The sequence below is a fragment of the Burkholderia sp. Se-20378 genome, assembly GCF_017104665.1.
Taxonomy (GTDB): domain Bacteria; phylum Pseudomonadota; class Gammaproteobacteria; order Burkholderiales; family Burkholderiaceae; genus Burkholderia; species Burkholderia lata.
Map to the genome: position 1 here is coordinate 26319 of NZ_JAAGPG010000031.1, position 11359 is coordinate 37677.

Here is an 11359-nt window from a genome sequence, read left to right on the forward strand (position 1 = left end):
GTCAGACTAGTATGCACGCTCCAATCGACATTCGGGAGAAGCTCAAATGGCATCCGGCAACCTCATGCTCATCACCGGCGTCAGCAGCGGCTTTGGCCGTGCGCTCGCGCAGGAGGCGCTCGCGGCGGGTCACACGGTGGTCGGCACCGTGCGAAGCGCGCAGGCGGCGCGGGATTTCGAAGGGCTGTCCGCGCAGGCGTTCGCGCGGGTGCTCGACGTGACCGACTTCGATCGCATCGACGGCGTCGTGGCGGACATCGAGGCAAACGTCGGGCCCGTCGACGTGCTGGTGAACAACGCGGGCTACGGGCACGAAGGGATCATGGAAGAAGCGCCGCTCGCCGAGATGCGCCGGCAGTTCGACGTGAACGTATTCGGCGCGGTCGCGATGATGAAGGCAGTCGTGCCGTTCATGCGTGAACGGCGGCACGGACACATCCTCAACATCACGTCGATGGGCGGTCACATCACGATGCCGGGCATCACTTACTACTGCGGCAGCAAGTTCGCGCTGGAAGGCATTTCCGAATCGCTTGGCAAGGAGCTTGAGCCGTTCGGCATCGCGGTGACGGCCGTGGCGCCGGGGTCGTTCCGCACCGACTGGGCCGGCCGCTCGATGCTGCGCACGCCACGCTCGATCGCGGACTACGACGCGATTTTCGATCCGATCCGCCACGCGCGCGAAGAGAAAAGCGGCAAGCAGCTGGGCGATCCCGCGAAGGCTGCGCGGGCGATGCTCGCGGCGATCGCGGCGGACCATCCGCCCGCGCATCTGCTGCTCGGCAGCGATGCGCTGCGGCTGGTGCGCGGCAAGCTGGCGGCGCTGGACGAGGAAATTCGCGCGTGGGAGGCCGTGACGGTGTCGACGGATGGTTGACGTGCGGCGCCGCACGATCGTTCGCCCGTAGCGGGTTCGTCTACGTTATCGAAGTTGTCGACGATCATTCGCAAGTTGGCATCATCGTTTAACAAACCTGTCCGATAATGGCTGCCGGCCACAGCGCCGAGTTCAACCACCTTACAGGAGTCCATCGCGATGCCAACCGTCACAACGAAGGATCACGTCGAGATTTTCTACAAGGACTGGGGCCCGAAGGACGCGCAGCCCATCATGTTCCACCATGGCTGGCCGTTGTCCGGTGACGACTGGGACGCGCAGATGCTCTTCTTCGTCCAGAAGGGCTATCGCGTGGTGGCGCACGATCGTCGTGGCCACGGCCGGTCGGCGCAGGTGTCGGACGGCCATGACATGGATCACTACGCGGCAGATGCATTCGCGGTCGTCGAAGCGCTCGACCTGCGCAATGCGGTGCACATCGGTCACTCGACCGGTGGCGGCGAAGTGGCACGCTACGTCGCGAAGCACGGCGAGCCGGCCGGCCGCGTCGCGAAGGCGGTGCTGGTCAGCGCGGTGCCGCCGCTGATGCTGAAAACCGAATCGAACCCCGAAGGCTTGCCGCTCGAGGTGTTCGACGGTTTCCGGAAAGCGCTCGCCGACAATCGCGCACAGTTCTTCCTCGATGTGCCGAGCGGCCCGTTCTACGGGTTCAACCGCGAAGGTGCAACCGTCCATCAGGGCGTCATCCGCAACTGGTGGCGGCAGGGGATGGAAGGTAGCGCCAAGGCGCATTACGAAGGCATCAAGGCGTTTTCGGAAACGGACCAGACCGAAGACCTGAAGTCGATCTCCGTCCCGACGCTCGTGCTGCACGGCGAAGACGACCAGATCGTGCCGATCGCGGATGCCGCGCTGAAGTCGATCAAGCTGCTGAAGAACGGCACGCTGAAGACCTACCCGGGCTACTCGCACGGGATGCTGACGGTCAACGCGGACGTCCTCAACGCCGACCTGCTGGCTTTCGTGCAGGCGTAATGGTGTAGTTGGGTGTCGGCGCAGGCCCGCTTCGGCCGGCTGCGCTGTCGTGACGGACCGGCAGCGCGAGGTTGCGCCAATTGCACCGTCGGCAACGCGGCCGGTTCGCCGGCCGCAGTAGTCAGCCCGGACCGTTGAAGCGGATGCCCGGGAACGTCAGGCGCGGCATCCGGCTTTCCAGGAACGCCAGCAGCTCGCGCACCTGCGCGGCCTTGGCGGAGTCTTCCGGCCAGACGAGGTAGTACGCGTCGCCGGTATTGACGGCCGTCTTGAACGGCAGCACCAGCTGCTTCTCGTCGATGGCCGTCGCACACAGCGCGAGATCGCCAATCGAAATGCCGTGGCCGGCAATCGCCGCCGCGATCCCCTGTTCGAGCATGTCGAACACCTGCCCGCGCGTGATGTCCACCTCGAGATCATGGCCGCTGCCCTTGAGCCAGCGGCGCCAGTCGCGCCGATCGGGCGACGGGTGGATCAGCTCGCACGCCGCGGGATTCGCGCGTGCGACCGTCGCGGTCGCCCGTGAGCACACCGGGATCAGCCATTCGTCGAACAGCTTCACGCACTGCGTGGCCTCGCCGAACTTGCCTGCGCCGAGCAGGATCGCGCAATCGTAGGATTCGCTGAAAAAATCGACGGTATCGACGTCCATCCACACGCTCGCGATCTGCACCTCGAACGCGGGCCGCGTGTCGCGAAACGCCGCCAGTGCGTCGAGCAGCCAGCGCATCGTGAGCGTGGACGGCGCCTTGAGCCGCAGCACGTCGCGTTGCGACTGAAACAGCACGCAGGCCTCCTCGATCTGCCGGAAGCCGCGCCGCAGGCCCGACGCGAAGATGTGCGCCTCCGCCGTCACGGTCATTTTCGGGCCGCGCCGGACGAACAGCTTCCGGCCGAAGTAGGCCTCGAGCGTCCTGACGTGCTTGCTCACCGCGCTTTGCGTGAGGCTCAGTTCCTCGGCGGCCAGCGTAAACGAGCCGGTGCGCGCAGCGCTTTCGAACGCGCGCAACGCGTAGACAGGGGGGAGCGGTTTGGCCTTCACGGGTCTTGAATATGAATAAAACTCATGCTATCCGACAGGATTTTCCGTTTTTCAGCAGCAGGCCGGGCACGCAATACTTCATAAAACCGTGCAATCCGGTGCGCTGAATCCCGATGATGCCACCGTGACGCGCACGCGCGTCAATTCATCCAACAACTTTTTGTCATGGCACTCCATTACCCGCTGCTGTTTGCCTATCTCGCCGCGATCGTGCTGCTCATCGCGACGCCCGGCCCGGTCGTCATGCTCGTGGTCGGCACCGTCGCGCGGCGCGGCTTCCGCCAGGGAATGCTGACCGCGGTGGGCGCGAATGCCGCGAGCCTCGTGATGATCGCGGGCGCGATGCTGATGGTGTTCGGCGTGGTGCTCGTCAGCGAGCGGTTGCTCACGGGGTTGCACGTGGCGGGTTGCGTGTTCATCGCGGTGCTGGCCGTCCGGACACTGCTCGGCGAATGGCGCGCAGGCCGGACGCGCGATGGCAACGGTGCCGAGCAAGGCGAACCGGCATCGCAGGCGCGGCGCTTGCCGGGCGTCGTGCGCGGCTTTCTCGTCGGCATTGCGAATCCGAAAGACCTGCTGTTCTTCGTCGCGTTCTTTCCGCAGTTCGTCGGCATCACGCCGGATTCGCGCGTGAGCCTGGCCATCCTGGCCGCGCTGTGGATCGCGGTCGATTTCACGATCCTGACCAGCTACATGGCCGCGATCAACCATCCGCTGATTCATCGCAAGCAGCGGTGGATCACGGCGTCGTCGGCGGGCGCGCTGCTCGTGATTGCGCTCGCCGGGCTCGGCGGGGCGATCGCGGGTGTCGCATAAGCCTGCCGGCGATCTGCGTTACGCTTCGTTTGCCCCAACGCCTTTATCGAGTTCAATCATGTCCAGCACCCCCCCGACTTTCTCCGAACACCTCTTTTCCTATGGCACGCTGCAGCTCGAACCGGTGCAGCTCGCGACCTTCGGCCGCAAGCTCGACGGTCGTGAGGATGCGATGCCCGGTTACGCGATGACGATGCTGAAGATCGACGATCCGGAAGTGGTCGCGACGAGCGGGAAGACGCATCATCCGGTGGTGGCCTATACCGGCCAGTCCGGTGATCGTGTGACGGGCACCGTGTTTGCGATCACACCGGAAGAACTGCAGCACGCGGACGACTACGAAGTCGACGCGTATCGCCGCGATCGCGTGGTGCTCGAGTCGGGCGTCGCTGCATGGGTGTACGTGGACGCGACTTCGCCGCGACCGGCGTAAATCCGGAGCGCGAACAGGCGGGCCGCCGCCGCGCCTTGGCCCGCTAGTCGTTGCGCAGGAACACGACGTAGCCGCGGAACCACGGGTTCGTCGCGAGGTACGGCGGCGCGTCCCATTCGCTGCCCTGGATGATGCCGATGCGAAACGGCAACTGCAGCCGCGCGACGCGCGGCAGGTAGTCCGCGTAATCGGGGATCGTGCGGCGGCCCTGGTAGGTCTGCACGACCACTTCGTCGACGATCCCCCTGAGCTGGTTGACCTGGTCGGTATCGATGCGGCTGCTCCAGTCGAGCAGCCCGGTGATGCTCAACCGGCAATCGGCAGGCAGCGTCTCGCGCAGCGACCGCAGGAATTCGAGGTAATCCTGCAGGTGGCGCGTGCGCGCATCGAAGTCGATCTGGATACCGGTGATCGTGCGGCCCGACGCGCGCCAGCGCGTGAGCTGCGCGAGCATGATCTGCGTGACGCGCGGCGTCCAGCGCAGCGTATGCGCACGATAGACGAGCCAGACGCGCGCCTGCGGCGCGGGCGGCAGCGCGACGCCCTGCGCGATCACGCGGACCTGCGACTCGTCCCGTGGCGACGCCTCGATCTGCCCTTGCAACACGTAGACGGTGCGTGCGCCATGCACGACCGCCTGCGGCTTCACGCCCGCCCACAGCCAGAATGCGTCGTACCGCGCGGCGTCGACGGTGCCGGCCAGTGCGACGCGTCCGGCCAGCAGCAGCGCGATGCATGCTACGCACGCGATTCGCTTCACGCGGCGCTTACCAGTAGTAGCGGAGTTTCTGCGCCCACGGGCTGCCCGCGTAGCTGGCCTTCAGCGCATCGAACCAGCGCTTGCGCACGTTCTTCGGCACGTCCTTGCCGCCGCATTCGTTGGAGCCGGCCGGCGCATAGCACTTGATCGCACGGTAGTACGCGTAGGCGCGGTCGTTCGGGTTCGCCTGCGCATCGGCCATCACCGTCACGTAGCTCGACATCCGCTCGTACGGCTTGCCCGCGAACCGCGACGGCGCGCCGCCGAGCGTCGGCGGGATGCGCGAAGCGGCCGGTGTCGATGCGTTGCGCATCCACAGCGGCACCGGATCGCTTTCGAGGCCGGACGCGGGCGGGTGCAGGCGCACGAAATCGGCGAGACAGTTCAGCCCCTTCGCATCGGCGGGATTCTGCTGGAGTGCCGCGGCGATCTCGTTCGCGGACGGGCATGTATAGCCGTCTTCGTTTTTGGCGCCGGCTGCGATGAACGGCTTCAACGGATCGGCAGGCTTGCCGGACACCAGCGCGGCATCGGCGATGAACTCGGCGTAGTGCGAACGCGTGAGCTCCTTGTACAGCAGCGTGTACAGCGCGGTGTCGCGCAGCGCGCCGCCGGTCGACTGGTTTTGCGCCTGTGTGCGCAGCAGGTCCGCATTGGCCGCGCGTTGCAGCAGCACGGCGCGGATCGCGGCGTTCTGCACCGGCGAATCGTCGGCGAATACGTCGTTGACGAGCCCGGCCTGCTCCAGGTTGATCGCGAGCGCGAGCTCCAGCGCCTCGCGCTGGAAGCGGAATTTCGCGAGCGGGATCAGGTCGCGCCACAGCTGGCGCGCCTTGTCGGACTGGCCGCTATCCTCCAGCGCGAACCCGCGCAGCGCCTGCTGGCTCAGGCCGAAGTAGTCGAGCGGTTCCGCGGGCGTCTGCGGCAGCAACGCGAGCGCGGCGTCCGGCTTGTGCCCGATCTGGACATACCAGGTTGCGAGCAGGTAATCGTAGAGCGCGGGCGCGTTCGCGAAGCGCGGCTTCTGCGCCTGCAGGTCGTCCAGCGTCAGCGGCTTGGCGCGGCTCGAGTCGCTGTTTTCCGACGTGCGCATGCGCAGCAGGTCGACGGTCGCGAGCACGGTCGGCGACTGGATCTGGTTCGCGTCGTAATCCGACCCGAACAGCAGCTTGCTGTCGAGTTCGTTCGCCAGCTGGATCAGCGGCACGTTCGACGTCGCCGGCGACCAGCGCGCGAGCGCGTGGCCGTACAGGTCGGCCTGCTGCGTGACGTTGCCGCCGAGCCATGCGACACGCCGCAACAACCCCGTCGCGGAGGTCGCATAACGCCCCTGCGGATACACCTTCAGGTAAGTGCGAAATACCGTATTCGCGGCGTCGAGCGACACTTTCGTCACGCGGCCGCGCGTCGGCGTCGGGCTGTCGTTGTCGAACACGTTGGCCTGCGCGGCGTTCAACTGCGCGCGCCCGGCCATATAGAGCCCGGTTTCCTTCAGCCACGGGTTCGCGCTGTGCGACGCGCTCGCGAAGGCCCTGGTCGCGGTGAGGAAGTCGGCGCGGTAGAACGCGTTCGTGCCGTCGAGGTACGCGGCGAACTGCTGGCCGAGCGGCGACTTGACCGGCGGTTTCGTCCAGGCGGCGCTCGCGCCGCCCGTGGCGCAGGTCTTCTGCGCGATGTCGGCGCGCGCCGCGCGCAGGCGCGTGGCTTCATCGGCGGGGAGGCCGCCGGCACCGCCCAGTGCGTCGTTGAACGCATCGGCGCCCGAGGTCATGCTGCGGCAGATGCTGCCTTCGCCGTCAGCGTACTGGTTCGACGGTGTTCCGGTATCCGCTGCGCCGCCGGCCTTGTCGGGTTCCTTCTGCCCGATCGAGATCCACCCGGAAAAGTCCATCGGAAACGGCACGATGATCTGGTTGATCCGGTCTTTCGCCGGGATCGTCTTCGGGTCCGGAAACGCCTGCGCGACCTTGGCGCTGTCGACCATCATTAGCATCGCGTTGATGCGCGTGTCGTTGGCGGGGGTCAGTATCGGCAGGTTGCCGCAGAAGTACGCATTCTGCCGGAGCGTGGCCGGCGCTTCGCAGCTGTCGTCCGAGCTGGCATGGGCGCCGGGAATCCAGAGCAGGCTGGCCGCCAGCGCGGCAAACAGGTTTCGGTGCAGCAATGGGCTGTTGGGCATTTTTTCTTGTGCCGGGTGTAGGGCCGCAGCGGCCGGGTCTCTCAGGTGAGGCGTTTCGCCCCGGCGCGTATCGTACCGCACCGGCCGCTTCGGCCGCGAGCGCGCGCAGGCCGGCCGGCAGTCGCGTCGAATGCGGGCCGGCGAAATGGAAGTCCACTCAGTGTAGACGCAACGCCACCTTGAATCCGGACCGCCTGAATTAAGATGCAGCCGGCAGTGACGGACCTCCGACGATAGACGGCCTGTCGTCGTTCGCGCTGCCCGACGGGGGCGGTCTGCCGAAAGCGGCGTTTGCATCGATCCGCACGACGGAGTCGATCATGAGTGAAAGCAAGCAGATGCCGGTTTCCATGCCTGTTAAATAGTATTGCTTATCAATCGGCCGATCGATGCGATGCATCGTGTGGCGAACGGCAGACGAGAGTGCGCCGGATCACGAAAACAAGAGGATTCCGATGAAACCCATTACATGGATGGTCATGGCAGTCGCGCTCGCGCTGACCGCCTGCGGCGGCGACGACGTTGCCAAGAACGACGGCGCGTCGTTGTCGTCGCCGAACAATCCCGGTTCACCTTCCGGCCCGATCTCGCCCGGTGGCGGCTCGAACGGCGGGCCGACGGGCGGCGGCGGGACGACGCAGCCGCAGGCCGGCTGGTCGAAGGCTGCCGCCGTGGACGGCAAGGGCCCGGAAGGCCAGCCCAGCGTAACCATCGACGCGAGCGGCAACGCGCTCGCGACCTGGATGACCAATGGCCCGGCCGGCACGTCCGGCAACGAGATGTGGGGCGCGCGCCATGTGGCGGGCTCGGGCTGGGGAAGCGCGACGCGGCTCGACACGAGCGACGGTTCGCATGCGATGAACACGCTGATCGGGGTGCAGCCGCAACTGGTGGGCAACGCGAGCGGGCAGGCGGTCGCGTTCTGGACCGAATGGACGCCGGGCCCCAACACGTACGCCCTGTGGGCGCGCCCGTACAGCCCGGCTAGCGGATGGGGCACGCCGGTCACACTGGCGCCGGACATGGCCGGTTCGTCCTATTCGGCCGGCATGGACAGCCAGGGCAACGCGCTCGTCACCTGGACGCAGTCGATCAGCCTGCTCGATACGCGCATCGCTTGGACGCGCTACACGCAGGCCGGACAGTGGTCGCCGACGGCGCTGGTCCAGATGCCGGTGCAGAGCGGGCCGGGCGCCGTGACCGGCGATACCGACAACGTGAGGCCGATGCTGTCGGTCCTGTCGTCCGGTCGCGCGGTGCTGGCGTGGCGGCAGACCAACCATACGAAGTCGGCGCTGTGGACGGCCACGTACGACGCGACCAACGGCTGGACCAACGTCAACCAGGTCGTATCGAACTCGAGCCTGTTCACGACGATCATCTCGCCGGTCGCCGGCATGGACGCGAAGGGCAACATCACGCTGGTCTGGGGGCAACTCGACGTGACGGGCGGGAAGCTCTACACCGCCACGATGTCGCAGCGCTATGTATCCGGAACCGGATGGCAGCCCGTGCAGCCCGTCGCCCCGGCGATCGTGGTGCCCACGGGGTTCATCCCGACGCCGATGCTGACCGTCAACGAAAACGGCGTGGCCGCCGCGATGTGGGCGGACGGCGGCGCGGTCCTGCAGGCGAGCGTGTCGGATGCCAACGGAACCTGGGGGCCGCTGCAGAAGCTGACGGAACACCTGAACGGGGCGGCGCTCCAGTACCCGCCGCTGGTGATCGATCCGGCCGGCAACGTGACGGTTGCCTGGGAGGACACGGGCACGCCGAACGCGTCGGTTCTCCTCGTGGCCGGCTACCGGAACGGCGCGTGGAGCACCGCCACGCTGGATCCGCAGGATGGGACGTGGCCGGCGCTGGCGGTCAACGCGGCCGGGGCGATGGCGCTCGTCTGGCAGGGGTTTGCCGCGAATATCGGCAGCCAGATCCAGTCCAGTTTTTATACGCCGGGCTCGTAATCGTGTCGCGGCGGGCATTCGAAGGAGAAACCATGAAGAAAGTCTTGCAGCGCACGGGTACCTTGCGGGCCGTGCTGGGCGCGGCGGTCGCCGGCCTCGTGTTGTCCGGGTGCGGTTCGACGCAGATGAACATGATCGACGTGCAGGCGTCGACCGCGAAGACGCTCGGGCTCGCGTCGTCGGACGAAATCACGGTCGCCAACGTGCAGTATGGAAAGAAGGACGGGCTGGGCGGCCAGAAGATGAGTTACGACGCGACGACCGGCAAGGGGCGGCGTTTCGGCTGTACGGTGTTCATGATTCCGGGGCTCACGCCGATCGATCGGCCGACGTACAACAACTGGGAATGCCATCCGCAACGCTGATGGCCGCGGTGACGACCGCGCCCGTCGCAGGGCGCCGGTCGGCCGCTTCGGTGGACGACATGCCGCGCCGGCCTTGCGCCGGCGCAATTTGGTCCGATAATCGACGAACCGATCTATCCTCTCGTGTCGGCTCGATAAAAAAACTGTCATGGATCAAGCGGCATTCGTCCCTGTTTTCAAGTTTCGCACGATCGACTACCCCGAGCAGGACCGGTTCCACGTCTGGGTCAAGGACATGCTGTGCGACTACCGTCTGGATGACGACGGTGGGCACGGCGCGTTCGACGCGGAAGCGAGCGGCGCGGCGCTCGGCCCGCTGATCCTGTCGGGCCGACACTGGCGGTCGCGCGCACCGGCCTATCGGGTCAATCGGACCACGCGGCGGATCCGCCTCGACGGCCAGGATTCGATCCGCTTCACGCTGCTGCTCGGCGGGCGGCTGGCCAGCCACACCGGCGGGCCCGAGCTGGTCAAGGGCGCCGGCGACGTGTTCGTCTACGACGTCGCGCAGGTCAACGACTGCCGGGTCGAGGCCGGCGACGTGATCAGCCTGGTCGTGCCGAGATACCTGCTGCCGAGCCATGCCGCACAGGCGCACGGCCAGACGCTGACGAGCGGCGTGGGGCGGCTGCTCGGCGACCACATGCTGTCGCTGTTCCGCAACCTGCCGAATCTGCGCACGCACGAGATCCCGAGCATCGTCCAATCGATGCTGCTGCTGCTGGGAGCGGCCATTTCACCGACCGCGCAGGCGCTGAACGACGCACGCGGCCCGATCGACGGGGCGCTGGCCGAGCGGGTCCGGCGCTACATCGACGTGCATCTGCTGGAGCCCGATCTCGATCCCGACCGGATCTGCCGCGACATCGGTGTGTCGCGAGCGCGGCTCTACCAGTTGTTCAAGGAGGACGGCGGCGTGATGCGGCAGATCACGCGCCGGCGGCTGCGCCATGCGTACCACGTGCTGGGCGATCCGCAGCGCCGGCATCAGCGCATCGCGGAAATCGCGTGGGCGCACGGCTTTCCCGACGAGAAATATTTCCACCGGCTGTTCAAGGCGGAGTTCGGCCATACGCCGAAGGAAACGCTCGAGTGTGCGACCGCGCCGGTTCTGCTGCCATGCGATGCGGCCGAGGATCGATGGACGGACGGCGGCCGGCTGACAGGGTGGACGTTGCCGTTCGGCGTGCTCACCAACTGAGCGGGCGGCGCGTTCCGGCCGCCGCACGGCGGTTCGTTTCGTGCGTCACGCGTACACGCTGCTCGCTACGCCGTCTTCATCGACATCGTCGATCGCGGCCCGCAAGTCGTCGATTGCCACCATCAGCTCGCGGACCTGCCGCAGCGACGGGTACTGGTGCAGCACGGCATGCCATTGCGGCAGCGTCAGCAGCGCGTGCCAGACGACGCCGAGACCATCCGGATCGGCATCCGGCCGCTGCGCGAGCGCGCTCGCGTATTCGAGGCTGGCCTGCGCCGACAGCAACTGCATCCGGCTTGCGGCGCCCAGCAGGCGCGGCGTCGTGTCGGCGGATGCATCGCAGCAATAGAGCACTTCCCGTGGCAGCGTCGCTTCGTCGGTCGTCAGCGCGTGCAGCGACGCGCCGTGCACGCGCACCGTGCCCTGGTGCGTCTCGAACGCATAGATCGTGTCCGGGTCGGCCTGCGCGAGCAGGTTCAGGCCGCGCAGCAGCCGCGGCAGGTCGGTCGTCGCGGCATCCGCGGACGCCTTCGCTTCGACGAGGAAGCGCACGTTCCACGCGGGCGCCGGGTCGTCGCCGCGCGTGCGTTCGAGCAGGATCGCGTCCCATTCGGTTTTCGCGCGATCGTGGCGGCCCGGAATCGATGACGGCACGCGCATCGACGTCACCACCCGGTACGTGCGGCGCGCGTCGACGGCGTCGAGCCGGCGCGCCAGCGCGTCGAG

10 protein-coding genes and 1 pseudogene are annotated in these 11359 nt (G+C 67.0%); 7 read left to right on the top strand and 4 right to left on the bottom strand.

Annotated elements, in window-relative coordinates; all coding sequences use genetic code 11:
• Positions 1-46 precede the first annotated feature (46 nt).
• Entirely contained in the window at positions 47-877 is an 831-nt protein-coding gene (locus G3N93_RS06570; RefSeq protein ID WP_206132592.1) for an oxidoreductase, read from the top strand.
• 159 nt (positions 878-1036) lie between these two features.
• On the top strand, positions 1037-1873 hold the full coding sequence (locus tag G3N93_RS06575; protein ID WP_174932642.1) for an alpha/beta fold hydrolase: 837 nt from the start codon (positions 1037-1039) through the stop codon (positions 1871-1873).
• Between the two features lie 121 nt (positions 1874-1994).
• Here G3N93_RS06575 and G3N93_RS06580 read toward each other — a convergent pair whose 3' ends face one another.
• Positions 1995-2915 (bottom strand): LysR substrate-binding domain-containing protein, encoded by a 921-nt coding sequence (locus tag G3N93_RS06580; RefSeq protein WP_174932644.1) that lies wholly within the window; start codon positions 2913-2915, stop codon positions 1995-1997.
• 165 nt (positions 2916-3080) lie between these two features.
• Here G3N93_RS06580 and G3N93_RS06585 point away from each other — a divergent pair, with 165 nt between their 5' ends.
• Both G3N93_RS06585 and G3N93_RS06590 read left to right on the top strand, forming a co-directional pair.
• Entirely contained in the window at positions 3081-3731 is a 651-nt protein-coding gene (locus G3N93_RS06585) for a LysE family translocator (RefSeq protein ID WP_206132593.1), read from the top strand.
• Between the two features lie 58 nt (positions 3732-3789).
• Positions 3790-4164 carry a gamma-glutamylcyclotransferase family protein gene (locus G3N93_RS06590; RefSeq protein ID WP_174932647.1) on the top strand — a complete coding sequence of 125 codons (375 nt, stop codon included), beginning with the start codon at positions 3790-3792 and terminating at the stop codon, positions 4162-4164.
• Between the two features lie 43 nt (positions 4165-4207).
• On the opposite strand, the gene G3N93_RS06595 is transcribed toward G3N93_RS06590, so the two are convergent.
• Complete coding sequence (locus G3N93_RS06595) at positions 4208-4924, bottom strand: DUF3142 domain-containing protein (RefSeq protein ID WP_206132594.1); 717 nt, start codon at positions 4922-4924, stop codon at positions 4208-4210.
• A 7-nt stretch (positions 4925-4931) separates the two neighbouring features.
• Entirely contained in the window at positions 4932-7103 is a 2172-nt protein-coding gene (locus G3N93_RS06600) for a hypothetical protein (RefSeq protein ID WP_206132595.1), read from the bottom strand.
• Positions 7104-7558: 455 nt separating this feature from the next.
• Here G3N93_RS06600 and G3N93_RS06605 point away from each other — a divergent pair, with 455 nt between their 5' ends.
• From G3N93_RS06605 to G3N93_RS06615, 3 genes are all read left to right on the top strand, one after another.
• Positions 7559-9067 (top strand): hypothetical protein, encoded by a 1509-nt coding sequence (locus G3N93_RS06605; RefSeq protein ID WP_206132596.1) that lies wholly within the window; start codon positions 7559-7561, stop codon positions 9065-9067.
• A gap of 32 nt (positions 9068-9099) precedes the next feature.
• Positions 9100-9432, top strand: a complete 333-nt coding sequence (locus G3N93_RS06610) for a hypothetical protein (RefSeq protein ID WP_206132597.1) — start codon at positions 9100-9102, stop codon at positions 9430-9432.
• Between the two features lie 148 nt (positions 9433-9580).
• Positions 9581-10633 (top strand): helix-turn-helix domain-containing protein, encoded by a 1053-nt coding sequence (locus G3N93_RS06615; RefSeq protein WP_174984690.1) that lies wholly within the window; start codon positions 9581-9583, stop codon positions 10631-10633.
• A 45-nt stretch (positions 10634-10678) separates the two neighbouring features.
• On the opposite strand, the pseudogene G3N93_RS06620 reads toward G3N93_RS06615, so the two are convergent.
• Positions 10679-11359, bottom strand: a pseudogene (locus G3N93_RS06620) (3-deoxy-D-arabino-heptulosonate 7-phosphate synthase); the annotation flags it as partial.